Source organism: Agrobacterium sp. SUL3, assembly GCF_001263295.1.
GTDB classification, from domain to species: Bacteria; Pseudomonadota; Alphaproteobacteria; order Rhizobiales; family Rhizobiaceae; genus Agrobacterium; species Agrobacterium tomkonis.
The window spans coordinates 160,121-184,564 of the sequence record NZ_KQ414509.1; the positions used below are offsets into that span (position 1 = coordinate 160,121).

28 protein-coding genes and 1 tRNA gene are annotated in these 24,444 nt (G+C 57.6%); 12 read left to right on the plus strand and 17 right to left on the minus strand.

Annotation, left to right across the window (positions count from 1 at the left end; all coding sequences use genetic code 11):
- Positions 1–7 precede the first annotated feature (7 nt).
- The 8 genes from AKG12_RS20015 to AKG12_RS20050 all read right to left on the minus strand — a co-directional run bounded on the left by AKG12_RS20015 (position 8) and on the right by AKG12_RS20050 (position 7,909).
- Entirely contained in the window at positions 8–1,012 is a 1,005-nt protein-coding gene (locus AKG12_RS20015) for a type II secretion system F family protein (protein WP_052820173.1), read from the minus strand.
- 15 nt (positions 1,013–1,027) lie between these two features.
- Complete coding sequence (locus tag AKG12_RS20020) at positions 1,028–2,500, minus strand: TadA family conjugal transfer-associated ATPase (protein ID WP_052820174.1); 1,473 nt, start codon at positions 2,498–2,500, stop codon at positions 1,028–1,030.
- A 33-nt stretch (positions 2,501–2,533) separates the two neighbouring features.
- On the minus strand, positions 2,534–3,817 hold the full coding sequence (locus tag AKG12_RS20025; protein WP_052820175.1) for a CpaE/TadZ family protein: 1,284 nt from the start codon (positions 3,815–3,817) through the stop codon (positions 2,534–2,536).
- A 34-nt stretch (positions 3,818–3,851) separates the two neighbouring features.
- Complete coding sequence (locus AKG12_RS20030) at positions 3,852–4,532, minus strand: CpaD family pilus assembly protein (RefSeq protein ID WP_052820176.1); 681 nt, start codon at positions 4,530–4,532, stop codon at positions 3,852–3,854.
- Positions 4,533–4,588: 56 nt separating this feature from the next.
- On the minus strand, positions 4,589–6,172 hold the full coding sequence (locus AKG12_RS20035) for a type II and III secretion system protein family protein (protein WP_052820177.1): 1,584 nt from the start codon (positions 6,170–6,172) through the stop codon (positions 4,589–4,591).
- Entirely contained in the window at positions 6,169–6,975 is an 807-nt protein-coding gene (cpaB, locus tag AKG12_RS20040; protein ID WP_052820178.1) for a Flp pilus assembly protein CpaB, read from the minus strand. The genes AKG12_RS20035 and cpaB overlap by 4 nt, the downstream gene beginning before the upstream one ends.
- A 125-nt stretch (positions 6,976–7,100) precedes the next feature.
- Positions 7,101–7,613, minus strand: coding sequence for an A24 family peptidase (locus AKG12_RS20045; protein ID WP_052820179.1), 513 nt, complete (start codon positions 7,611–7,613; stop codon positions 7,101–7,103).
- 104 nt (positions 7,614–7,717) lie between these two features.
- Entirely contained in the window at positions 7,718–7,909 is a 192-nt protein-coding gene (locus tag AKG12_RS20050; protein WP_052820180.1) for a Flp family type IVb pilin, read from the minus strand.
- A gap of 461 nt (positions 7,910–8,370) precedes the next feature.
- On the opposite strand from AKG12_RS20050, the gene AKG12_RS20055 reads away from it, so the two are divergent.
- Entirely contained in the window at positions 8,371–8,733 is a 363-nt protein-coding gene (locus AKG12_RS20055) for a pilus assembly protein N-terminal domain-containing protein (protein WP_046799219.1), read from the plus strand.
- Between the two features lie 240 nt (positions 8,734–8,973).
- Here AKG12_RS20055 and AKG12_RS20060 read toward each other — a convergent pair.
- Positions 8,974–9,060 (minus strand) — tRNA-Leu (locus tag AKG12_RS20060).
- A gap of 120 nt (positions 9,061–9,180) precedes the next feature.
- Complete coding sequence (locus AKG12_RS20065; protein WP_046799220.1) at positions 9,181–9,486, minus strand: Rdx family protein; 306 nt, start codon at positions 9,484–9,486, stop codon at positions 9,181–9,183.
- 133 nt (positions 9,487–9,619) lie between these two features.
- Between AKG12_RS20065 and AKG12_RS20070 the strand changes: the two genes are divergently transcribed.
- From AKG12_RS20070 to AKG12_RS20085, 4 genes are all read left to right on the plus strand, one after another.
- Positions 9,620–10,069: a DoxX family protein gene (locus AKG12_RS20070; protein ID WP_052820181.1), complete on the plus strand. Its 450-nt coding sequence runs from the start codon at positions 9,620–9,622 to the stop codon at positions 10,067–10,069.
- Positions 10,070–10,205: 136 nt separating this feature from the next.
- The gene (locus tag AKG12_RS20075) at positions 10,206–10,904 is read left to right on the plus strand and encodes a type 1 glutamine amidotransferase (RefSeq protein WP_052820182.1); all 699 of its coding nucleotides are present in this window, start codon (positions 10,206–10,208) and stop codon (positions 10,902–10,904) included.
- Positions 10,905–10,985: 81 nt separating this feature from the next.
- The gene (locus tag AKG12_RS20080) at positions 10,986–11,174 is read left to right on the plus strand and encodes a YegP family protein (RefSeq protein WP_046799222.1); all 189 of its coding nucleotides are present in this window, start codon (positions 10,986–10,988) and stop codon (positions 11,172–11,174) included.
- 178 nt (positions 11,175–11,352) lie between these two features.
- On the plus strand, positions 11,353–12,459 hold the full coding sequence (locus AKG12_RS20085; protein WP_052820183.1) for a glycoside hydrolase family 25 protein: 1,107 nt from the start codon (positions 11,353–11,355) through the stop codon (positions 12,457–12,459).
- Positions 12,460–12,471: 12 nt separating this feature from the next.
- On the opposite strand, the gene AKG12_RS20090 is transcribed toward AKG12_RS20085, so the two are convergent.
- Positions 12,472–13,347, minus strand: a complete 876-nt coding sequence (locus AKG12_RS20090; RefSeq protein ID WP_052820234.1) for a DMT family transporter — start codon at positions 13,345–13,347, stop codon at positions 12,472–12,474.
- Positions 13,348–13,492: 145 nt separating this feature from the next.
- On the opposite strand from AKG12_RS20090, the gene AKG12_RS20095 reads away from it, so the two are divergent.
- Both AKG12_RS20095 and AKG12_RS20100 read left to right on the plus strand, forming a co-directional pair.
- Positions 13,493–14,911: an aminotransferase-like domain-containing protein gene (locus AKG12_RS20095; RefSeq protein ID WP_052820235.1), complete on the plus strand. Its 1,419-nt coding sequence runs from the start codon at positions 13,493–13,495 to the stop codon at positions 14,909–14,911.
- A gap of 71 nt (positions 14,912–14,982) precedes the next feature.
- On the plus strand, positions 14,983–15,300 hold the full coding sequence (locus AKG12_RS20100) for a hypothetical protein (RefSeq protein ID WP_046799224.1): 318 nt from the start codon (positions 14,983–14,985) through the stop codon (positions 15,298–15,300).
- Between the two features lie 78 nt (positions 15,301–15,378).
- Here the strand turns inward: AKG12_RS20100 and AKG12_RS20105 are convergent, their stop codons facing one another.
- Positions 15,379–15,837, minus strand: a complete 459-nt coding sequence (locus tag AKG12_RS20105; protein WP_052820184.1) for an Rrf2 family transcriptional regulator — start codon at positions 15,835–15,837, stop codon at positions 15,379–15,381.
- 154 nt (positions 15,838–15,991) lie between these two features.
- Here AKG12_RS20105 and AKG12_RS20110 point away from each other — a divergent pair, with 154 nt between their 5' ends.
- The gene (locus AKG12_RS20110) at positions 15,992–16,879 is read left to right on the plus strand and encodes an NAD(P)/FAD-dependent oxidoreductase (RefSeq protein ID WP_052820236.1); all 888 of its coding nucleotides are present in this window, start codon (positions 15,992–15,994) and stop codon (positions 16,877–16,879) included.
- Here the strand turns inward: AKG12_RS20110 and AKG12_RS20115 are convergent, their stop codons facing one another.
- Positions 16,880–17,776: an AraC family transcriptional regulator gene (locus AKG12_RS20115; RefSeq protein WP_082178973.1), complete on the minus strand. Its 897-nt coding sequence runs from the start codon at positions 17,774–17,776 to the stop codon at positions 16,880–16,882.
- Between AKG12_RS20115 and AKG12_RS20120 the strand changes: the two genes are divergently transcribed.
- Positions 17,751–18,158 carry a DUF2000 family protein gene (locus AKG12_RS20120; RefSeq protein ID WP_052820185.1) on the plus strand — a complete coding sequence of 136 codons (408 nt, stop codon included), beginning with the start codon at positions 17,751–17,753 and terminating at the stop codon, positions 18,156–18,158. The two genes, AKG12_RS20115 and AKG12_RS20120, sit on opposite strands and share 26 nt — an antisense overlap.
- Before the next feature lie 69 nt (positions 18,159–18,227).
- Here the strand turns inward: AKG12_RS20120 and lepA are convergent, their stop codons facing one another.
- The 3 genes from lepA to AKG12_RS20135 all read right to left on the minus strand — a co-directional run bounded on the left by lepA (position 18,228) and on the right by AKG12_RS20135 (position 21,602).
- A complete protein-coding gene (gene lepA / locus AKG12_RS20125; RefSeq protein ID WP_046799228.1) occupies positions 18,228–20,066 on the minus strand; it encodes a translation elongation factor 4 in 1,839 nt (612 codons plus the stop codon).
- 61 nt (positions 20,067–20,127) lie between these two features.
- On the minus strand, positions 20,128–20,997 hold the full coding sequence (locus tag AKG12_RS20130) for a carbon-nitrogen hydrolase family protein (protein ID WP_052820186.1): 870 nt from the start codon (positions 20,995–20,997) through the stop codon (positions 20,128–20,130).
- Positions 20,994–21,602 carry a GNAT family N-acetyltransferase gene (locus tag AKG12_RS20135; RefSeq protein ID WP_052820187.1) on the minus strand — a complete coding sequence of 203 codons (609 nt, stop codon included), beginning with the start codon at positions 21,600–21,602 and terminating at the stop codon, positions 20,994–20,996. Before AKG12_RS20135 ends, AKG12_RS20130 begins: the two co-directional genes overlap by 4 nt.
- A 73-nt stretch (positions 21,603–21,675) precedes the next feature.
- Here AKG12_RS20135 and AKG12_RS20140 point away from each other — a divergent pair, with 73 nt between their 5' ends.
- The 3 genes from AKG12_RS20140 (at position 21,676) to AKG12_RS20150 (ending at position 23,293) form a co-directional block, all read left to right on the plus strand.
- Complete coding sequence (locus AKG12_RS20140) at positions 21,676–22,077, plus strand: ketosteroid isomerase-related protein (RefSeq protein ID WP_046799435.1); 402 nt, start codon at positions 21,676–21,678, stop codon at positions 22,075–22,077.
- Positions 22,078–22,172: 95 nt separating this feature from the next.
- Entirely contained in the window at positions 22,173–22,754 is a 582-nt protein-coding gene (locus AKG12_RS20145) for a helix-turn-helix domain-containing protein (protein ID WP_052820188.1), read from the plus strand.
- 20 nt (positions 22,755–22,774) lie between these two features.
- On the plus strand, positions 22,775–23,293 hold the full coding sequence (locus AKG12_RS20150) for a GNAT family N-acetyltransferase (protein WP_046799232.1): 519 nt from the start codon (positions 22,775–22,777) through the stop codon (positions 23,291–23,293).
- A gap of 14 nt (positions 23,294–23,307) precedes the next feature.
- On the opposite strand, the gene AKG12_RS20155 is transcribed toward AKG12_RS20150, so the two are convergent.
- Positions 23,308–24,381, minus strand: a complete 1,074-nt coding sequence (locus AKG12_RS20155; protein ID WP_052820238.1) for an alpha/beta hydrolase family protein — start codon at positions 24,379–24,381, stop codon at positions 23,308–23,310.
- Positions 24,382–24,444 lie beyond the last annotated feature (63 nt).

The window sequence follows — 24,444 nt, forward strand, 5'->3', positions numbered from 1 at the left end:
CGCGCCCTCAAATATCGAAATTGATCATTTGGCGCATGATGAAAATGCCGATCAGCATCCAGACGCCGGATGCTCCGAGAACGAGATGCCCACGCAGGTCAGTGAAAAGCACGGACAGATAATCGGGCGATGTGAAGTGCACCAACATCATGACAATAAAAGGCAGCGCGCCGATGATGACCGCAGAGGCTTTCGCCTCCATTGATAGGGCATTCACCTTGGCGCGCATCTTCCTGCGGTCACGCAGGACTTTTGAAAGGTTGGACAGAGCCTCCGAAAGATTGCCACCCGCCTGCGCCTGAATGGTGATGACGGTGCCGAAGAAACTCACCTCGAAAAGCGGCATGGTCAACATCATGCGTTCGATCCCCTGCGGAATACTGATGCCGACCTGCTGTGCATCGACGATCCGCTGGAATTCGGTTTTCACGGGCTCCTGGCCATCCGATGCTATCAATCGCACAGCGTCGTTCAGCGGCAATCCGGATTTGATCGACCGGCACATGACGTCTAGGGCATTTGGGAATTCCTCGAGGAATTTTTTCTGGCGTCGCTTGAGAAGAAACGCCAATACCCATCGCGGCAACCCCAACCCTGCAACTAGTCCTATAAGCAGAGCTATAAGCGGGTACAGACCATAGAGAAAAGCTATAACACCGGAAAAAGCGGCTGCGCCTGCGCTCAGCAGGTGGAATTGCCGGATGGAAAGCCTCAGGCCCGCCTGAATCAGCTTGTCGCGCAAATTGACGTTCTTTGCTTTCTTTGCCTTTTCATTTTGTTTCTTTTCCATTTCCCGCAGGCTGTCCTGCATGGATTTGCGGCGTTTTCCGAGTTCCTGAACACGGTCGCGCGCAGCTTTGATATTAGCGTGATCCGTTTCAGCGGCTTTCACCCGCTTGAAGCGGCTGGTGGTCTTTTTTTCGACCTCTATCTGCTGGAAAAGGAAGGCGTAAGCCAGCGCTCCTGCCGAAATAGCGACAAGTACGGCCAGTAACAGGATTGTCGGGTCCATGGCAGTCGCTTTCCCTTAAGATGTCTTTTCCATTTCATCGAGCGCGGCCGCCAGACGTTTTTCTTCGCCATAATAGCGTGCGCGATCCCAGAAATGCGGTTTGCTGATGCCGGTCGATACATGCCTGCCGATCAGCTTGCCGCTCGCATCTTCGCCTTCGATTTCGTATCGCATCAAATCCTGGGTAACGATGACGTCGCCTTCCATGCCGATGACTTCGGTGATCTGCGTTATCCGGCGGGAGCCGTCGCGCAGGCGCGCCGCCTGAACGACGATATCGATCGATCCTGAAATGATTTCGCGCACCGTTTTGGCTGGCAGGGTAAAGCCGCCCATGGCAATCATGGATTCGATACGGCTGAGGCATTCGCGCGGCGTGTTGGCGTGCAGCGTCCCCATCGAGCCGTCGTGGCCGGTATTCATGGCCTGAAGCAGGTCGAAAACCTCCGGTCCGCGCACTTCGCCGACGATGATGCGTTCTGGGCGCATACGAAGGCAGTTCTTGACCAGATCGCGCATGGTGATCTCGCCTTCACCTTCGATGTTCGGCGGGCGGGTTTCCAGGCGCACCACATGCGGCTGCTGCAATTGCAGTTCGGCGGTGTCCTCACAGGTGATGACACGTTCGTCCCTGTCGATAAAGCTCGTCAGGCAATTGAGAAGCGTGGTCTTGCCCGAGCCGGTACCGCCGGAGATGACGACGTTGCAGCGAACGCGGCCGATGATCTTGAGCAAGGTCGCGCCTTCGGGCGTGATTGCGCCGAAGCGCACCAGCTGGTCAAGCGTCAGCTTGTCCTTCTTGAATTTTCGGATCGTCAGCGCCGGCCCGTCGATGGCGAGCGGTGGCGCAATGACGTTGACACGCGATCCATCCGGCAGGCGGGCGTCGCATATTGGGCTCGATTCATCTACACGCCGGCCGACCTGGCTGACGATACGCTGGCAGATGGACAGCAACTGGCCATTGTCACGAAAGCGGATGTCGGATTCAATGGTCTTGCCGCCGACTTCGATGAAGGTCTGGCCGGATCCGTTGACCATGATATCGGCAATATCGTCGCGGGCGAGAAGCGGCTCCAGCGGGCCGTAACCGAGAACGTCATTGCAAATGTCTTCGAGCAGTTCTTCCTGCTCGGCAATCGACATGGCGAAATTCTTGATCGTGATGATATCGTTGACGATATCGCGAATTTCCTCACGTGCGCTCTCCGCGTCGAGCTTGGCGAGCTGCGAAAGGTCGATTGTATCGATAAGCGCTGAGAAAACCTGGCTCTTGGTATTGTAATAATCTTCCGTGCGCGCACGTTTTTTCTGCGGCGACTGCGATGCCGCGTTGACCTGCCGTGTTGCGGGCGACTGGCCGGGTTCAAGCGTGTCGATCGTAAGAGGCCGAGGCTCGGCTGTCACCGCTGCCTGCATGGGTACAGCTGCGGCCAAATCCGGCTTTGTGCTTCTGGCTGGGCCTTCAGACCCGCGTTTTCCGAACATCGGCGTTTCCGTCTAAAGGCGCAGAGGTAAACCCTATTTGCGCTTGAGAATATTCTTGAGTTTGTCCAGGCCGCCGCGTCTGCTTTTGCGCAGCACGGTGCGTCCTGTAATCGTATGGGCGATCTGCGAAAAGGTTTCCGCGATCTGGGATTTTTCATCCATCTCGCTGATCATGCGCCCGCTATTGGCGGCATTGCCGAACAGCTGGGTATCGAATGGGATGATTGCGATGGGCTCGATTTCCAGTGGCTCGAGGAAATCTGCCGGGGCGATCTCCGGCCGTTTCGGCACGCCCACCTGATTGAGAATGAGGTGTGGCAACTTGTCATTGGGTCGCAGTTTTAACAGAGCGTCGAACAGGTTCTTCGTGTTGCGCAGATTTGCGAGGTCAGGAACGGCCGTAATCACCACTTCGTCGGCTTCCGCAAGGACTGCTCGCGTCCAGTCGCACCATTGGTGGGGAAGGTCGAGGACTGCGACAGGGGCGCTGCGCTGCAGAACCTCGAGAATCGGCAGAAAAGCCTGACGATCGAGATCATAGGTCCTGTCGAGAAGCGACGGTGCTGCCAGAAGCGACAGATGGTCGGAGCATTTCGTCAAAAGGCGGTCGAGAAACACCTCGTCCAGCCGTTCCGGTGAAAACACGGCTTCAGCCATGCCCTGGGCAGGATCCTGATCGAAATCGATATTGGCCGTGCCATAGGCGAGGTCCATGTCGGCCAAGATGGTTTCGGTGGAAAACAGCGTGGATATGCCGAAGGCGCAATTATGCGCGATTGTCGAGGAGCCCACCCCGCCTTTTGCGCCGATGAAGGCAATGTTACGGCCGAGCGGCTCCGCCTCCGGATCGACGAAGATCGTCGCGATCGAGGCTAGCAGATCGGCCATGCTGACCGGGGCGACAAGATATTCGGAAATGCCGTTACGGATGAGATCGCGATAAAGCGTTATGTCATTGTGTCGGCCGATGATGATGACGCGAGTGGTGGGGTCGCAAACCTCTGCCAGGGGGGCGAGATCATCCAGCAGCGAAGCGGGTGCGCTTGCCGTCTCCAGAATGATGAGATTGGGCGTGGGCGACGCGGAAAACATCGTGGCTGCCGCGTTGATGTCCCCCTTGGTCACCCGAAGGGTCACCTTGCTCATGCGCCTGTCGCCGGACAATGCGTCCATGACGCCCTGCATATTGTCGCTGACACAGAAGGCATGGACGGAAATGCGGGGCAGGGGCCGCAGGCGATCCATATCCCCGACGCGAACGGGCGCTTCGGCGTCTGTGCCGCCGTTTGATTTGATGTCGTATTCTACAGCGCTCATCGTCTATCCTGCCGTAACAAATGGTGGAACCGCATCAGTCCGTCGTCGCCGTCGTGCTCTTGCCGCGATAGGCGTCAATGACCACCGCGCGACGCTCGGCATCGATCGGACTCATGCCCCGCGGGCCGACCAGATCCATGGGATTGGCAACCTGCGCGGCGAGATTGCTCTGCGAAGCGCATCCAAAATTGTACCAGTTCTTGTTGGCGAAGGTATTGTCCGAAAGGTCTTCGGGCCACTGGCCGCATTGCCCGGTCATTGCGGTGACGGCAACGTAACTCAGGCGGATGGGTGCAGCATCGCCATTGGGGGATGCCGAATAACGTGTTTCCATGATTTTGCCCGAGGGTACACCGGCGCCGGAAAGCGTCGAGCGGATCTGCTTCGCCACTCTTGAGGCCGCTGCCGAATTGACCGATCCCGACGGCGTCTGAATATTGATGATACCGGTCGACATGGACGCATAATTCTGGGCGAAACCACGCACGTTATCCGCCACCGCGGTGGTCAACCGGCTGTCGCCCGCCGAAACCGGAATATCCAGCGAGTGCTCCGCTTCCGACAGGGTGATCGGATGGCGTGTGCGATAATCATCGGGAATGGCATTGGTCGTAAGCGGATCGCGCGCGCAGCCTTGCAGCAGGCCGGCGGCGAGCGCAACCATGGAGATGAGACCGGCCCGTCTGAGGAAGGAAGAGGAGGTTATTTCCGGCATGACGTTTCCTGCCCTGACCGGGCTTGCTCTGAAGAGGAGATTTCGCGCGCGTGTCGTCATTTGTAGATGAACCCCACTGATCCCTGATAGGGCGCTGCCTGGACCTGGTCTTTGCGGCCATAGACCTTGTTGACGCGGTTCATGAAATACATGGCGGCATCGTTTTCCGGGTTGAAGTTGTCATCCGGCCGGGCGATCTGGTTGCGCGCAACGGGCCGTACCAGATAGGGCGTCGCGATGATGACCAGTTCCGTTTCGTTGCGGATAAAGTCCTTGCTGCGGAAAAGCGTGCCGAAAATCGGGATTTTCGACATGCCCGGCAGTCCCGACATGGCCTGGCGGACATTGTCCTGAACAAGACCTGCGATCACGATCGATCCGCCGGACGGAAGTTCGACTGTTGTGGAGGTTTCGCGCTTGCGGACTGACATATAGGTCGAGCCGGGAATGTTCCGCCCATAGTTGCCCGTTACCACGTTGCCTTCATAGGTCGGCTCGGAGACATTGGTCTCGATTTTGAGACTTATTCTTCCCGGTGAAAGCACCACTGGTTTGAAATTCAAGGTGATACCGTAGTCGACTGTTTCCGTTTCGCGGGTGATGGTCGGAGTATTTGTATCTTTGTCGAGCGTAACTTCCTGGGTTCCGGCGATCCGGAAATCTCCCCCCACATAGAACTTGGCCTGTTCGCCGGAGATGGCGGTAAGACTAGGTTCTGCAAGAGTGCGAACGACGCCCGCCTGCTCCATGGCATTGAGATAGGAGGCAAAGTTCAGCGAGCCGGAACCGATCGAACCGCTGGCTATTTTAGACGCAGTGCTGATTGCATTCCCGAGGTTGGACGGATTTGAGAACTCAAAGCCGTTACTGCTTGTCGAACTGCCGATGGAGCCATTGAAGCCGAGTTGTTTCAGCACCTGCCGGCTGACTTCGGCGACAGTCACCTTCAGCGTTACCTGATCCTCGCCCTCGATCGTCAACATGTTGACGATTTGCGATACTTGGCGTCTTTCCGCAAAAATCGCTGCATCCCCGCCATTGTCGCCGCCGGTGAGCGAGATGTTGCGGGTGGTGGCTTCCCCACCCTTAAGAAACGCGTCGGCGAGCTGCACGGCACGCGCAGAATCCTGCGGCGTGCGCACAGAGCCGGTGAGAACGATGTTGTCCGAAACGATTTCCACCTTGATATCCGACTCGGGAATAAAACGGCGGATATTTGCCTCGAGGCCGGAGATGTCGCGCTCTACTTCAAGATCGAGGCTGACGATCTCGCGACCGCCCTCACCGAAAATGAAAATATTGGTTTGCCCCACCGTTTTTCCGAAGAGGTAAATTCGTCTGGAGGTGCGGGTGACGGCATCGGCAAGGCTGGGGTCCGCAACGAGAATGTCGTGCGCATCCTCAGGCAGATCAATCACCAATGCCTTGTTGAGGCCGAGCTTCAGACGTTTGCGGATGCCAGATCCGCTCTCGGTGATCCGAACGATACTCGCACTTTGTGCCACGGCTTCGCCAAGGCGCATAAATTCAGGCGAATGCGGGCCTGGAATACCTGAAAATGCCACGCAGAATGCAAGTCCGCCCAGCATCGATGAACGCAGGTGTTTTTTAACACGCTTTGCCATGAACCCCCCGGTCATTGTGATGCTCCTTGACTGCCTTTGACGATCGACCCGGATTTGATCACCTGGATTTCCGGTTGACCGGAGCCGCCGTTCAGAAGGTAACCCGCTGAAAGCGTATCGTTTTCCTGCGCGTCGGCGATCGAGCGCAACGCAAGGGTGAGGCGATCCGCCATCTGCTGCGCCACCGTTATGATTTTTGCCTGTTCTGGGGTCAGCTCCAGAGTTGCAGTCGCACCGACGACGGCGGAGATACCGTCTTCGCCTTCCTTGATCTGTTGGTCGATTGCTAGAACCCGGACATTGTTCAAAACGTTCTCGGTCAGGAAATTGCCGTTATCGCCCTTGCGAACCATGATGACATCGACCCGGTCATTCGGCAGCACGAAACCGCCGGCGCCGGTGGAGACGGAAATTTCCGTGGCGACGGCGCGTTTGCCTGCCGGCAGAAGTGAAGACATGATGCGGGTGCTGGAATCGACGACCTTTTCCGGTCGCACCGGTTCGCCTTCGAACAGGGGCAACCGCACGACGGCACCGGTGAGTTCGGTGATCGCGTTCGGATTTTTCGTTTCGGTTATGAAGTTATCGACGACATTGCCCTGCGGCCACGGTGTCCAGCGCATCGAACTATCGTTCAGGCGGCTACCGACGGGCAAATTGACCGAGGAAACGAGAACATTGACCGTCGGCTCCTTCTGGATGATCGTTTCCGCTTTTTCGATGACCTGCTTTGCGCCGGAAATCTGCATGGCGACGAGACCGGCAAGACCGGCAGCGACCAAGGCAACGGATAAAATGACGATACGCGACGGTTTCATGCTCGATCCTTGAGGGAATCAGGTTGTTCTCCCCTCAGGATGGCGTGTGATTGGTATAATTATAGTTAATATTGTGCTTGGATTTGTGGTTAACGGGTCTTTAATCCGTCAGCGCTGTAACTTGTTCAGGAAAGACTGGCGATAGCGGCTTTTACAAGTGGTGCTTCGCCATAGGTTAACAGTCCCGCAGCAGCGATGCCGATTCCGTAGGGGATTTTCTTTGCCACCATCAGGGAATCTGGGATGGGAATGCCGACGGCCATAATCTCCTGCGAGCGCGAGCGCAAAAGCAGGATCCCTAAGGTCAAGATACCCCCGAGAAAGGTTACTGCGAGCAGAAATTCTACGAGGGAAATGTTGAAGCCGTACCATACGGAAGCGGCGGTTAGCAGCTTGGCATCTCCTCCACCCATGACGTTGGTGGCGAAAAGTGCAAAACAGGCAAAAAATACCATGCCGGCCGCCGCGAGGCTCATAGCAAAAGTATGCCAGTCCATGCCGCAAAATGGGGCTACGGTCAAAAAGGACAATAGCAGGAAGAGTGTTATCCTGTTTGGTATCGTCATACTGAAAAGATCATTCAGAGCAGCAAAAGCGAGGCAAAAAGGCAATATCAGGAAAATTGCAGCGACTACCACGACTGTCTCCTCCTGCTGCTTTTCAGAGCAGCTATTTTATAGAAGGTATCGATAAAAAGACACGCCGCCTCAAGGGCGGCGTGTGCATTTTCATTCGGTAAAGCTTAACCGTTCGTTGTGGCAGGCTTATTGGCGTTGATTCTATCAGCAAGGGCGGTGAAGAAAGCATTGAGCTTCGTGCCAACGGCCGACGCACCACCGATGATAGCAACGGAAATAAGCGCGGCGATCAGGCCGTATTCAATTGCCGTGGCGCCGGATTCGTCCTTGAGAAAACGAGCGAAAATCTTGGTCATGAGTATCTCCTAACTCTTGTTTGGTTCAGCACGCCGACAACTGTTTTCCGTTGTTCGGTTGGGCTCAAACTACAGCCGAGCGATTTCCAACCACTTAAAAAAAATCCTTAATCCAAAGTAAATGGCATGATGAGTTTCTCTTGGTAAACAAAGACAAAAAGTATTGTGCATATTTTTATATTTGCTGATAAACAAATATATTCCGCCGCAAGGGATTTCCCATTTTTGGAAACCTGCTCCCTCAATGGGACATATATGTTCAATTTTGATGCGGGCCGGCGAAGGCGGAAAATGACTTCAGCCGCGCATGGTTACCGCCCGCGCCATGCATTTTCGCCATTTAACGCTTCATTCACTAAAACCGCGCATTCTGCGACGCAGTAAAGTGCGGGTAATGAACAAGGGCAAAACGCGTGTCATCCGGAAAACTGGCGAAAATTGTGGTCGGCTTGTCCGTCATTATGGGAGGCTCGTCGCAATCTGTTTTCGCCCAGGAAGACATATTGCGCGTTTCGATGAACCACGCCCGTGTTCTCCGTCTCGATCGTCCTGTCAGCAAGGTTATTGTTGGTAATTCGAAAGTTGCCGATGCCACGGTCGCCGATGCCACGACCATTGTGCTGACCGGCCGCAGTTTCGGAACGACAAATCTCGTGCTTCTTGATTCCGATGGAAATCCGATCGTCGACGAGCGCATTCTCGTCTCCATCGATGAAGGCAATACGGTTCGCGTTTTCCGCCAGACGGAACGAACCGTGCTTTCCTGTACGCCGAATTGCGAACAACATTCGCAAAACAGCGGCGACAAGGATTCTCAGCCGTAAGCTCGGCAAAGCCAAATGAGCATTCACATATAATGATTTTGCATGAGGAAACGGCAGGTTTTTTTGTCGACGTGACAAATGCTGCGTTCCCGCAGGCGGCAATCATTTTTTTGGGAAAACGGTAGCCAGGAGTTTCATCAGATCGAAAAAAAACAACATGCTCTCCTGCGTTTCGCGGGAGGCCTGCATGTTGCTGTTTTTTCGTCTAAGTCATTGATCTGGCTAAGATCAAAAATGGAATGGTGCCCAGAAGAGGACTCGAACCTCCACACCCTTTCGAGTACCAGCACCTGAAGCTGGCGCGTCTACCAATTCCGCCATCTGGGCGACGGAGAGCGATGTACGAGGGCAGCCGCCCGGTGTCAACAGACTTTTTGAACTTTTATGACGATCATTGATTTTAAAGGGAAAAAACTTGGTTGGAGGCTGTTGAAACATGTCGCCGGGTCAGGTGTCGAGCCCGTCATGCTTCGTTCTGTCCACATGGCCGAGGTCGCGGTCCGGATCGATGATATCGCGGATTCTCTGTTTGAGCTCTTTTGGGCCGGGAAAACCGCCATCGCGTTTGCGTTCCCATATGATGGTGCCGTCTACGGTGATCTCGAACAGACCGCCGGTTGAGGGGATGAGGCTGACTTCGCCGACATCAGAAGCGAAGGTTTGCAATATCTCCTGTGCCATCCAGCCCGCGCGCAGCAGCCAGTTGCATTGCGTGCAATAGCGAATGGTTATGCGCGGCTTGGTGTCGGTCATGATCAGGTCTCCTTCAAAGTCCGGTCACGATAATGTTAACTATAACACTCATGTTTTTACCCGGCGCGTTCTTGTTCTTATCACGGAGCTTTGCGAACAGATAAGCCATCGAAGGCTGAAACGTGGAGATCCTATGGCCCAGTTCGACAATAACCGTCAGCGTCTTTTCGTTCCTGCTGTCGCTCCGCTTTATAATGCGACACATGATCTGGTGGAGACCATTCTGCGCGTTGCGGCGGGTGTTCTTCTTGTCACCCATGGTTTTGGCAAGATCGCCAACCCTTTCGGTGCGGTCGGCATGGTGGAAAGCCTTGGCTTTTATCCCGGCGTGTTCTGGTCGCCGCTTCTGGCCGCCACAGAGTTTTTCGGCGGTATTCTGGTGGCGATCGGTCTCTTCACGCGGCCTGCCTCCTTCGCGGCGATGATCGTCCTTTTGGTGACGGTCTATTTTCACGGCATCGTAAAGGCGGAAGGTCTGGGTGGCGCAGAAAAATCGATTCTCTGGGCGGCCATCTTCCTGTTTTTCGCCGTTCGTGGCGGCAACCGGCATTCCGTCGACGCAAAGATGTCCCGGGAATTTTAAGGATTACCGGCGGGGCTGGCCTGGCATCGCCCCGCCGTCGTTTTATGCCTCTTGAAAATCCGTTTTTCTCGTGGTGAAGCTTGGATTTGATCGGCAACTGCGCTGATTGGGTTTTCCGCGATCATCGAGAGGCCGCATGCGCGTTGTAATTATCGAAAACATGGCGGGCACGCCGCACGGACAACTCGGCGTCGCACTGGACGAGGCAGGTGTGGAAACGCACATTATCCGCGCCTATGCGGGCGAGCCTCTTCCCGTCAGTGCGGGTGAGCATGATGCGCTCATCGTTCTGGGTGGTGAGCAGAATGCCCTCGATGACGCACTTTATCCCTATCTTCCAGACCTTGCGCATTTGATGAAAGCCTTTGGTGATGCCGATAAGGCCGTGATGGGCGTGTGCCTTGGCAGCCAGCTGCTGGCGCGCGCCTATGGGGGAGAGAATATTCTCTCCGGCCCGCCTGAATTCGGTTGGGAAGATGTATCGCTGACGGAGGACGGCGTATCCGATCCACTATTGGCCGGGCTGGATGACATATTCCCGATTTTTCAATGGCACCGCGATACGTTTACGCTTCCGCCGGGCGCGATACGGCTGGCAACCAATGAAGCAACGCGAAATCAGGCCTTCCGTCTAGGTCGGGCGGTTTATGGCACCCAGTTCCATTTCGAAGCATCCACCGCCGTCGTGGACAGCTGGTGCGAGGCCTTCCCGGCGTCGGTCGAAAAAATGGCGCCCGGCTGGCTGGAAAAATACAACGACCACCGCGGCGCGCGCGCAGCTATGGCTGATGCCGCCGGTCTGGAAATTGCACGTGCCTGGGTGCGACTCATTTAAGCGGATTATTTTCGTTGTTAACGTGACCAGGCGATCAAGTTGTGGTCGTTTCGCCATCATCAGCAAGGAGACGTGAAGAACATGTATAAATTTGAGATTTATCAGGATAAGGCTGGCGAATATCGTTTTCGCTTCAAGGCATCCAACGGTGAAACGATGTTTTCGTCGGAAGGATACAAGGCCAAGGCCTCGGCGGTCCATGCGATCGAGTCGATCAAGAAAAACTCTCCCGGTGCCGATACCGTTGATCTGACCACCATGACGGCCTGATCCTCGCCGCCCTGTGAGAACTCGAAGTATTTTGTCTGCCAGAAATGACAGGCGCATTGGCAGGTGCCGGCGTAAAGATAAGATTCAGTCTTTTTTGATAATCTTCCGTTAGCAATTGTATTTCGAGGTCTCCGGGCGGCGTCAGAGCGCCCCCGATTTGTTTTGCGTACGGGTTCTCATGCGATCATCGGCTGTGCCAGCACTTTTCTTCGGTTGCCTTTTGTTAGGTGGCTGCACCAGTTCCGGGCCGGAAAGCCTGGTGGCTGGCTTGCCCTCGAAGGAGACGACGAGTTCGGTCACGCCATCGGCACCCGTGCCGCAGGCAAGTGTCGGCACGCAGGCCATCGCCGCCCAGCCACGGCAGGAAGTGCTGGCATGGGGTGGGCCGGTGCCTGAAGAGCCAAAAGCCTTTTCCGCTGTCACTCCAAAAGCATCCCTGCTTCAGAATGCGCCTGAAATCGGTTTACCCGCGCCTTCGCAGGCGGGAATGGTGCGGCCGGCGGAGCGCCCGATGGTTCGCGAAATGGAGCGTCCGGTGCAATTGGCGATGGCGGCCGCCCCGGCAGCGGGCGCCGGCGCACAAATCCGCTCGCGTATTTTCCGCTCCAGTTTCAGCGATGCCAAGCCAATCAATTTCGGCCGCGTTCAGCCGCGCCATTTTCAGGTTCACGGCGTGGATGTATCCCGCTGGCAGGCAAATATAAATTGGCCACAGCTGCGCACCCGCGGCGCCAATTTCGCCTTCATCAAGGCGACGGATGGCGGCGATCACCTTGATCCGATGTTCCGCACCAACTGGCAGCGCGCGAAGGAAGCGGGTATCCGCCGCGGCGCCTATCACTTCTTTTATTGGTGCCGCAACGCCGGCGAGCAGGCGGACTGGTTCATTCGCAACGTCCCGCGCGATCCCGATGCGCTGCCGCCGGTGATCGACGTGGAATATAATGGCGAATCCAGCTGCAAGATGCGTCTTTCCCGCGAGCGCGTTCTGGAAAAGATGCGCGTCTTCATGAACAAGCTCGAGCGCCACTACGGACAGCGTCCGATTATTTATACCGCACCTGATTTTTACAAGGACAATCTCACCGGCGAATTCCAGGATTATCCCTTCTGGCTGCGCGCGGTCGCCCAGCATCCGTCCGTGGTCTATCCCGGTCGCAAGTGGCTGTTCTGGCAATATTCCGGCTCCGGCCTCTCGCACGGTGTCGACGGCCGTATCGATCTCAATGTCTTTAATGGCAGCGAGGACGCATGGCATCGCTGGATCGACCGCCGTTCAAGCTGATCCGGGCGGGTGTCAGCGCGCGAATTTTCTGGCCCCGGCAACGCAAAGCACCACGACAAGCGTAACTCCGATCATGGCAGGGCTCACCTCTTCATGTAGCAGGGTTGCTGCAAGCACCAGCCCGAAGAATGGCTGCAGCAATTGCAATTGGCCTACAGCGGCAATGCCGCCGAGCGCCAGCCCGCGATACCAGAAGATGAAGCCGATCAACATGCTGAACAGAGACACATAGGCAAGGCCGCCCCAGGCCTGCGGATCGATGCCGGCAAGCGTTTCCGGTCCGGTGAAAAAGGCAAGCGGCAACATCACTGGCAGCGAAAGAACGAGGGCCCAGGAGATAACCTGCCAGCCGCCCAGCTTACGCGACAGTGCGGCACCCTCCGCATAACCCAGCCCACAGACGATGATCGCGCCCAGCATCAGGAGATCGCCGTCAAGCGAAGCCCCCACTCCGGCTGAAAGTGAATTCGACAGTGAAAAACCTGCAACGAGAGCACTGCCCAGGCAGGAAAACAGCCAGAAGGCGGGGCGGGGACGTTCGCCACCCCGCAACACGGCGAAGACCGCGGTTGCGAGCGGCAAGAGCCCGACGAACACGATGGAATGCGCCGATGTCACGTGACGCAGTGCCAGCGCCGTCAAAAGTGGAAAGCCCACCACCACGCCCAACGAGACGATGAAAAGCGATGTCATATCGTTCCGTGCCGGGCGTTTTTGCTGGAACAGCAACAGCAGGCCGAGCGCCAGAATGCCGGCAATGCTGGCCCGGGCAACGGTCAGGAACACCGGATCGAAATCCGTCACCGCAATGCGCGTCGCGGGCAGCGAACCGCTGAATATCACTACGCCGATAAGGCCGTTCAGCCAGCCGCTTGTCGTCTTGTCCATTGTCATCTCCTGCATTTTGCTTTCTTGATCCGGAACGGCTGGCAGGAACAGCAACAGTCATATACAATTTCAATAAACTGTTATGGTTGATGGCCCAGTACGGATGGAGAGCGATTTGAACGAGCAGGTTGTTCCCGTCACGCGCATGGCGCCCCGAACAGGCATGCAGCCCGGAACACGCATAGAGAGAGTAATGGCGAGCATCCGCCAGCGCATCGTCTCGCGCAGCCTTGTGCCGGGCGCGCGTTTGCCTTCGGTGCGGGCGCTGGCAAAGACGATGCAGGTTTCCACCTCCACCGTTGTTGAAGCCTATGACCGTCTGGTGGCGGATGGCACGATAGTTTCGCGTCCGGGCTCCGGGTTTTTTGTAGCGGGCCCGCTTGCGCCGTTATCTCTGGCGGATATTGAGCCGCGGCTGGACAGGGCGGTGGATCCCTTGTGGGTGTCGCGGCAGGCGCTGGATGAGGCCTCGGTCCTTGCCAAGCCCGGTTGCGGCTGGCTTCCCGCATCGTGGATGCCGGAAGAAGCGTTGCGGCGGGCAATGCGGGGGCTTGCCCGTGCGGATGCTGCCCTGCTGACGGATTATGCGAGCCCCATGGGGTTGCTGCAACTTCGCCAGCTTCTGTCGCGCAGGCTTGCCGAACATGGGGTACAGGCGGGTGCCAGCCAGATTATGCTCACTGATTCCGGCACGCAGGCAATCGACCTTCTCTGCCGCTTCCTGCTGCAGCCGGGGGATGCGGTGATTGTCGACGACCCCTGTTATTTCAATTTCCATGCCCTGCTTCGCGCACACCGCGTCAAGGTCATCGGCGTGCCTTACACTCCAACCGGGCCGGACCTGCCGATGTTCGAGCAGGCGCTGAAAGAACACCAGCCGCGTCTTTATATTACCAATTCCGCGATCCATAATCCGACAGGCGCCAGACTTTCCGCCGTTACCGCCCATCGGCTGCTGATGCTGGCCGAACAGGCGGGACTGACCATCATCGAAGATGATATTTTTGCCGATTTCGAAACACAGGCGGCACCACGGCTGGCTGCTTTCGATGGTCTTGACCGTGTTGTCCAGATCGGCAGCTTTTCAAAAACCCTGTCTGCTTCGGTGCGGTGCGGTTTCATTGCAGCACCTGTGGCATGGGTGGAAGCGCTGACTGACCTCAAGATTGCTACAGCTTTCGGCGGCGCGCATTTTTCAGCGGCGCTGGTGCTGTCGCTTTTGACGGATGGCAGTTACCGCAAACATGTCGAGGCGCTTCGACTGCGCCTTGCGGCGGTGATGCCGGAGGCGGCGGCACGTCTGAAGTCGATTGGATGCGTGCCCTGGATCGAGCCGCAGGCGGGCATGTTTTTATGGTGCCGCCTGCCGAACGGGGTGGATGCGAGCGATGTGGCGCGCCGCGCGCTTGCGCAGCAGGTGGTGTTGGCACCCGGCAATGTCTTCAGCTCCTCGCAGAACGCATCCAGTTTCATGCGTTTCAACGTATCGCAAATGGGCAGCCCGCAGACCATGACGGTGCTGGCGGATGCACTCCGGGAGGCGGCTGGTAGCCGCCCGTTCTGAAGGCGCAGGGATGAATCGGAACAAAATCGCGTGAACACCGTTTTCTCCGCAGAGTGAAGAGGAGAAATACCATGACATTCGATCCCAACAACCCGCGCCCGGACCGCGATCTTCGTCCGGAACTGAATATCAGCAATGAGCCTCCTGCCCGGACCTCGTCGTCCTGGGTACCGTGGCTGGCGATCATCGTCGTCGTGCTGGTGGGCGTTTTCGCCTGGTCGCAGATGAGCGGCCCGACCACCGATCCGGCCACGACATCGTCCACCACGCCGCCCGCGGTCACGGATCAGGCACCGGCACCCATGGCGCCGACTGCACCGGCAACACCGCCGGCAAACAACACGGCCCCGGCAAGCCCGAATACGGGTGGCACTCAGACCCAGCCGTAATGGGCTGACTGAAATGGTAAAACCGTCTGCCTTCGGGCAGGCGGTTTTTTCATGGATGCAATCAGCGTCTTTTCGCCTTTAGAGCTGTTCCATCGCCGAGGGGTTATTGGACACTTTGGACCAGCGGGCGATCGATTCTTTCGCCAGCGCTGCAAGCGTTATGCTTCCAAAGCGGGACAGGAGGATGTTCTCAGCCTCTTTCATGGCATCAAAAAGGGCCTCATTGACCGCCTGTTCGATAACGCAGTTGGGATTGTCGCCCGCCAGACCAATGGAAAACAGCTCCGGTGCGCCGAGCGCCCGGTAAATATCAAGCAGCGTGATCTCGCTGAGCGGTCGCGCCAGCACCCAACCGCCGCCATGGCCCTTTTCCGATGAGACATAACCATGCTCCCGCAGGCCCGCCATGGTTCTGCGCACCACGACAGGATTGGTCTGCAGCATGGCCGCGATGCTTTCGGAGGTCGCCGCTCTCTCGTGTTTTTCCATATGGATCAGAATATGCAGCACCCTTGAAAGGCGCGTATCGTGTCTCATTGCGCAAGCCCATTTGTTTTTTGCAACGCTATCAGTTCCGAACTGACGTAACAATATAAGTTGCATGACCCTTGACTCGAAAAATCACGTAACAATATAAGTATCGTGAAAATGAACGGGCGCTTCCTGCCCGGTCTTGAACGATAGGTGCATCATGAAATTCGACGTCATCATCATCGGCGGCAGCTATGCCGGTCTTTCCGCCGCCCTGCAGCTGGGCCGCGCCAGAAAGAACGTTCTTGTTGTGGATGCCGGTAAAAGAAGGAACCGTTTTACCAGCCATTCCCATGGTTTTCTTGGTCAGGATGGCATGGCGCCGGGCGAGATCGTCGCCGAAGCGCGCCGCCAGATCGAGCGCTATCAGACAATAGAATGGGCGGAAGGCAGGGTGACCGATGCCGAGGGGTCTTTTGGCGATTTCGCCGTCGAGATCGATGGTCATCGCCGCGAAAGTGCCGCCCGGCTCATCCTTGCCATGGGCGTTACCGATGAGCTGCCCGACATAACCGGGCTGAAAGAGCGCTGGGGCTCTTCGGTCTTTCATTGCCCCTATTGCCATGGTTACGAACTCGATCAGGGAAAAATCGGCGTTATTGCGGCTTCACCCATGGCTATTCATCACGCCCTGATGCTGCCGGACTGGGGTGAGACGACTTTCTTTACCAATGGCATATTCGTGCCGGATATGGATCAGGATGCGCTTCTGTCCGCCCGTGGTGTCCGTGTGGAAAAAGACCGTATCGCGGAAATTGCCGGACATGCGGATGTCGTTCTGTCCGACGGCCGCAGCATTGCGCTCGCTGGCCTTTTCACCCAGCCGAAACTGCGGATCACCTCGGACTGGATCGGAAAACTCGGCTGCTCCGTGGAGGAGGGGCCCATGGGATCGAGCATCGTGATTGATGCCATGAAACAGACCACCGCCCGTGGCGTCTTTGCCTGCGGTGATGTCGCAAGGCCGGCAGGCACGGTCGCCCTTGCGGTGGGCGACGGTGCCATGGCAGGTGCTGCGGCTCACCGGTCGATCCTGTTTCCGGAATGATCAGTTGGAGGTGAGGCTCAGCCAGCGCCCGGGCGGCATGCCAAAGGCGTTCTTGAAATGCCGGGTAAAATGCGCCTGATCGGCAAACCCGCAGGCAAATGCCGTTTCAGCAAGGCTGGCGCCGGCCCGCATCATCTCCTTGCATTTTTGCAGCCGCCGCATGATGAGATAACGATGCGGGCTGGTTCCAAGCAGGCCGCGGAAATGCCGGAAGAGCGTAAAGCGGTCGAGCCCGCTTATTCGCTCCAGTTCCTCTGAACCAACAGTGTCGGCACTGTTCTCCAGCAGATAGTCCCGACACCGCAGAACGGCGCCCCGGTCAATCCGTTTGATGGTTGTAGCGCTACCGTTCGAATGTTTGGAAAGCAGATCAGCCAGTCTCGATTGCCAGTCGGTCAGGAGCAGATTGTCCGGTTTGCTTTCGAGATTGGCGAGCGCTTCGATCAGGCATTGCCGGAACGCGGGGTCTTCGATGACGGGATTCTTTGCAAAGGGCAGCGTTTGATATCCCGCCTGCGCGATTTTTTCAGGCGGGAGATAAAGCATACGGTAGCGCAGGCCCTCATCCGTGCCTGCGCCGCCGTCGTGCACTTCGTCGGGATGCAGCACGATGACATTTCCCGGCATGCTGAAATGCGAGGTGCCGCGATAGGAAAAGGTCTGGACGCCGGAAAGCGTGACGCCGAGCGCATAGGTATCGTGGCGATGCGGCGCATAGGCGTTGCCATGAAAGCGCGCTTCGATACGTTCTATGCCCTCGCTTGCGGGCGCCTGGACTATACCCTCGAATTTGCACGAACGTTCAAGATCGATGACGTGCGGAGGGTCTAGGGTTGCTTCTCTTTCGTAACCACAGCCAGATTGAGTTTGCATGTTTGATACCAAGATCGCCGTCATCCTTCGTGATGACCTTGCCGTATGGCAAAAACTGAATGTTACCGCATTTCTCATGTCGGGCATTGTCGCCCAGACCGGAGAGATCATTGGGGAACCATACCGCGATGGCGCAGGCAACGTCTATAACCCCCTGTCCATCCAGCCGGTGGTGGTCATGGCCACGGATCAGGAGGCGCTGCGCAAAATTCATCAACGGTCCCTCGAACGCGACATCACGACATCGCTCTATATCGAGGAGATGTTCGCGACCGGGCACGATGTTGCCAACCGCCAGGTATTTTCGGAGTTTTCTCCCGACAATGTCAGGGTGGTCGGCATGGCGCTGAGGGCGGACAAGAAGATCGTCGACAAGATCACCAAGGGCGCAAAGCTGCACGCTTGAAGATATTCCTTCAAACGCAAAAGGGAGGCTGTAAGCCTCCCTCCAATAGCGATGCAGTATGAGCGCTGCTTATTCGTCGTTCATCTTCAGAGCGGCGATGAAGGCTTCCTGCGGAATTTCCACCTTGCCGAACTGGCGCATGCGCTTCTTGCCTTCCTTCTGCTTGTCCAGAAGCTTGCGCTTACGCGTCGCGTCGCCGCCATAACACTTCGCCGTCACGTCCTTGCGCAGCGCGCGCACGGTCTCACGGGCGATGACCTTGCCGCCGATGGCCGCCTGGATCGGGATCTGGAACATGTGCGGCGGAATGAGTTCCTTCAGCTTTTCGCACATGCCGCGTCCGCGCCGGTCGGCCGCCGAGCGGTGCACCAGCATGGAAAGCGCATCGACAGGATCGCCATTGACGAGGATCGACATCTTGACGAGATCGCCTTCGCGATAGTCGATGATGTTGTAATCGAACGAGGCGTAACCCTTGGAGATGGATTTCAGCCGGTCGTAGAAATCGAACACCACTTCGTTGAGCGGCAGTTCATAGGTGATCATCGCGCGGTTGCCGACATAGGTCAGCTCCGTCTGCAGGCCGCGCCGGTCCTGACACAGTTTCAGGATGCCACCGAGATATTCGTCGGGCGTCAGGATCGTCGCCTTGATCCACGGTTCGCGGATTTCCTTGATCTTCACCACGTCAGGCATGTCGGCCGGGTTGTGAAGTTCTTTCTCGGTACCGTCAGTCAGCGTCATTTCATAGACGACCGAAGGTGCTGTGGCGACGAGATCGAGATTGAACTCGCGCTCAAGGCGTTCCTGAATGATTTCCAGATGGAGCAGGCCAAGGAAGCCGCAACGGAAACCAAAGCCGAGAGCAGCTGACGATTCCATTTCGAAAGAGAAGGAAGCGTCGTTGAGGCGAAGCTTGCCCACTGCCGCGCGCAAATCTTCGAAGTCGGCCGCGTCGACCGGGAAGAGGCCGCAGAACACCACGGGCTGTGCCGGCTTGAAGCCGGGCAGGGCCTGCGCGGTCGGGCGCTTGTCGTCAGTGATCGTATCACCAACACGCGTATCGGCGACTTCCTTGATCGAGGCGGTGATGAAACCGATCTCGCCGGGGCCGAGGCTGTCGACATTGACCATCTTCGGGGTCAGCACGCCAACGCGCTCGACGCCGTATTTGGCGCCCGAGCCCATCATGCGGATCTGCTGGCCCTTGCTCAGCACGCCGTCGATGACGCGTACCAGAACCATGACGCCGAGATAGGTGTCGTACCAGCTGTCGACCAGCAGTGCCTTCAACGGGCCGTTTTCGCCAACTTCGCTCGTCGGCGGCGGCAGGCGGTTGACGATGGCTTCCAGAACATCGGGAATGCCAAGTCCGGTCTTGGCCGAAATCATCACGGCGTCGGAAGCATCGATGCCGATCACTTCCTCGATCTGCTCCTTGATGCGGTCGGGTTCGGCCGCCGGCAGGTCGATCTTGTTGAGCACCGTTACCAGTTCGTGATCGTTGTCGATCGCCTGATAGACGTTGGCGAGCGTCTGGGCTTCCACGCCCTGCGAGGCGTCCACGACCAGCAACGAACCTTCGCAGGCCGAAAGCGAACGGGAAACCTCATAGGCGAAGTCGACGTGGCCGGGGGTGTCGATGAGGTTCAGCACATAGGTCTCGCCGTTATTCGCCTTATAGTGCAGGCGCACGGTCTGAGCCTTGATGGTGATGCCGCGCTCGCGCTCGATATCCATCGAATCGAGAACCTGTTCCGACATGTCGCGTTCGGCAAGGCCGCCCGTCGACTGGATCAACCGGTCGGCCAGCGTCGATTTGCCGTGATCGATGTGGGCAACGATCGAGAAGTTGCGGATATGGTCCAGGGGCGTGCGGGTCGAATTTGTGCTCATGCCCCGCGCTATAGCAGGGGCTTCTCATGCCGCAAAGCGGGAATTTGGTTAAAAGCCCTTTAAAATGGGCTTTTCAGCTCGCAAATTGCTCCGGCCAGTCGCGGCGGGTGGCCACCTGCCCCTCGGTCCTGAGCCTTGCGACGGTGGCGAGATCGATATCGGCGATCAGCAGCGTGCTTTGCGTCACCAAATCGCTTTCGCTTTCCGCAATGATGCCGGATGCCGGCATGTCGTAGTCGGAGGGCACGTAAAGCGCCGCACGGCCGCGATTTTCATCGACGGCGGGCGACCATGGGGCCTCACCTGCGGTGGGGGAGGAGAGTACGGCATATTGGTTTTCCAGCGCCCGCGCCTGCGCGCCGATGCGCACCCGGTACGCGCCGGCCAGCGTGTCGGTGCAGCTGGGAGCGAGGACCAGTTCCGCGCCAAGCTCCGCCAGCCTGCGGCCGAGCATGGGAAACTCGTTATCGTAACAGATGAGGATGCCGAGCTTGCCGATTGGCGTCTCGAAGGCTTTCAGGCCCTCCGTACCGGCATGGATGTTCCATTGCTCCCGTTCGAAACGGGTCATGATCTGCTTGTCCTGATAACCGATCAACCCGTCCGGTCCAAACAGCCATGCCCGGTTACGGAACTTGCCGTCCGGGTCCTTCACCGGCGCGCTGCCTGGCTGGAAGAGGATCTGATGTTGTCGTGCCAGCTCTTCGCAAAGTTCCACCCAGGAAGGAATAAGCGGCTGTATCTCTTCGATGGAACGGTGCAAATCCGACCGTGCCTCGGGCGGCAATTGCCCTGTCAGCGCCATCGCCGAATATTCCGGCAGAAGCAGCAGTTCCGCACCCGTTTCTTTCGCCTCGCGCACGATGGCGGCAAGATGCGCCGCATAGGCTTCCCATGTCTCGATCAGTTCGATGGCATATTGGCTGGCGGCGAGGCGGGTCATCGGTTTCCATCTCCTGCGGCGATGTTCTTCATCCAGAAGGATAGCGGTTTCGGGCTCTCGGCGCTCTCGTCGATATCCTGCCAGATAAAGCTGGTGCGCAGCTCGGGGTGGTGGCGATAGCCGCGCTTTTCCCAGAAGGCATTCAGCGGCACGTAATCCACCGGGCGGCGCGGGTGATCGGCGGGCCGCTCGACAGCGCAGAAGGTGCACCAGTCAAAGCCCAGATGTTTGGCATGGGCCTCCCGTTCCTCGAAGAACCGCACGCCGATGCCGTGACCGCGATAATCCGGAAGCAGCACGCTTTCGCCAAAATAAAACAGCTGTGACGGGTCGTAACCGGCCGCCAGGAAAGGCGATTTCACCTCGTCGGTTTCCGCCGCCATGGGCATGCCCGTGGACATGCCGACAACCTGCCCGCCGTCTAGTGCCAGCACGAAAACAGCGCCCTTCGTATCGGCATAGGTGGCCAGATATTTGCGCTCATACTCCACCGAACCATCATAGAGATAGGGGAAAACGCGGAACACCGTGATCCGCAGCCGGGCGAGATCATCAAAATAGGGTGAAGCATCGATGCCGGAAAGAGACTTGATTTCGACGGTCATGGGCATTTTCACTTTCGGTTCCGCTGGTTATACCGTCATGGAAAACCCGCGCAAGCTTTGAACGGAGACGATGATGACCGCTACTGAAACCATCCGCGCCTATTACGATGCCTTCAACCGACAGGACATGGATGCCTTTCTGGCGCTTCTTCATGACGAGGTGGTGCATGACATCAATCAGGGCGAGCGCCAGACCGGCAAGGCCGCTTTTGCTTCCTTCATGGATCACATGAACCGCTGCTATAAGGAAAACCTCACCGACATGGTGATCATGGCGAGCGCAGACGGCAAACGCGCCTCTGCCGAATTCACCGTGAACGGCGAATATCTTGTGACCGATGAGGGCTTGCCGCAAGCCGAAGGCCAGAAATACGTCCTGCCCGCCGGTGCCTTCTTCGACTTGAAGGGTGGAAAAGTTAGCCGAGTAACAAACTACTATAATCTGAACGACTGGATTGCCCAGGTCGGCGCCTGAGGCCTTGGCCTTTCCCGCTACAATGACCACCCGACAGTAATCGTTTTTCCACTATCGTGGATATTGACTCCATCATATGGGAATTCTAATCTCATATGATGGAAAACAAAGATCATATTCTCGAAAGTTCGATCGGTGAGCGGATCAGGGCGTTGCGGGCTGAAAACGGCCTGACGCTGGACCAGCTTGCCGCCGAATCCGGCGTCAGCCGTGCCATGATTTCCCGCATCGAACGTGGTGAGGCGAGCCCGACCGCGTCGCTGCTCGCCCGCATCTGCGCCGCACTCGGCCTGTCGCTTTCCGGCTTCTTCGCGGAAAATGAACAGGCGATGTCCCCGCTGGTGAAGAAGCGGGACCAGCAGCTCTGGAAAGATCCCGAAACCGGTTATGTCCGCCGCGCCATCTCCCCGCCGCGTGTCGGTTCCGATGTCGATATTGTCGAGGTCGAGTTTCCACCCGGTGCGCGTGTCGGTTTTCCGCCGCATGCGGCAAGCCGCGGCATGACGCAATATGTCTGGCTTTTCGAAGGGGTTATGGAGATGACGAGTGGCGGCGCGGTGCATCTGATGGAGGCTGGAGATTGCCTTTTCATGCCGGTCGGTGAGGGCCATGTTTTTCACAATCCTTCCGAAAAACCCGCCCGTTACGCCGTCGTGCTAGACCAAAGACAGCGCTGATCTTTCCAGAGGAGTTTTTTATGGACACCATCCGCGTGCTGAACGGGCAAGAGACGCTCGACGTGCTTCCGGAGCTCTGCGAAGTTCTCTCCGCCTGCGTCAACGGCGGCGCATCCGTCGGTTTCATGTTGCCTTTCTCTCCGCAGGATGCAGAGCCCTTCTGGCGAGCCGTGGCGGAAGCGGCGGGCGAGGGCGGTACGATCCATGTGGTGGCGGAAATGGATGGCAAGGTGGTGGGCACCGTGCAGGTGGGCCTCGCTTCCAAACCCAACCAGCCACATCGCGGTGATCTGATGAAGCTTCTCGTGCATCCCTCGGCCCGCGGTCTCGGGCTTGCCCGCAAGCTCATGCAGAAGGTGGAAGAGGAGGCGGCAAAACGTGGCCGTACCCTTTTGGTGCTGGATACGGCCACGGGCAGCGATGCAGAGGCGATCTATCCCCGACTTGGCTGGGAGCAGGTCGGGGTCATTCCCGATTACGCCCTGTTTCCCGATGGGCGCTATTGCGGCACGACGCTATTTTACAAGCGGATCGGCTAGCACATTTCCGCCGCTTATTGTCCCGGCTTCAGCGTGCGGTTGAAGGCGGCAACAATCATCTTTTCCAGTTCGGCATGAATATCCGCACGGTCGCGTGGCCCGGCCGGTTCGCAGATCGGATCGCGCTCGCCAACGGATTTGAGAAATGCATCGGCATCCGGTTTGCATAGGGGCAGGAAGCTGAAATGGTTGGCCTCATCGACCTGCTGATAGGTCGCGCCGGGCACCTCGGCTGCTAGTTTGTCCGCCAGCACGGCCGGCGGAATTTTCCCCTTGCTGCCGAGATTGATGAAGGTCAGCGGAATACCGATTGTTTTCAGGCTGTCCGGCTGGAAGGCGAGTGCGAGGCCAGGATCGACCAGCACGGCGGAACGAATGCGTGGATCGCGGTTCTGCTGCTCGAAACGGGCCTTGTCGAGGGTTCTGAGATCGAGCTTCGGCACGCTCACCGGCTCGCCATCGAGGTAACCCCGGCCGCCGGCGAACCATTGGCAATCCATCATCGTGGCATAGTCTTCGCAATAACGCGCATAGGCATTGAGATCGGCGCGTGCGCCCGAAATCTCCATTGCCGCACTGCCGCCGAGCGAAAAGCCGAGGACGCCGATCCTCTGCGCATCGATCGCGCCCGACCATTTGCCCTGCGTCGTCAGTGCTGTGAGGATCGTAGAGAGATCACCCGTCCGCTCCCAGATTTTCGGCGTATCGGCAGGTGTGGAATCGCCGCTGGTAGTGCCGGGATGGTTGGCGCCGGCGACGATGAAACCTTCGCTCGCAAGCTTTGCGGCGATCCAGGCCATGCCGCTCACTCTCGAGCCCGAGCCGTGTGACAGAAGCACCAGCGGCAGGCGACCCGACTGCACTGCGCTGTCTTTGAAAACGGGCGTGCCTTGAAAAATCCGGTCCTCACCGGAAAGCGTCTGCGTGCCGTTGCCCTCCGAAGGATACCAGACGGTAACGGCTAGGTCCTTGCCACGTTCGGGAGAATGGATGGCGATTTCGCTGACGCCCACAGCTTCATTTGCAAAAGCCGGCTGGGTAATGAGAGCGGAAAACAGCATGGTTGTGATGGTGATGATGGGGCGCATGAAAAACCTCTTGCGGTCGGAAAGAACGAGACCCAATCTGCATTGTCACCTGTTTTCCGCGTC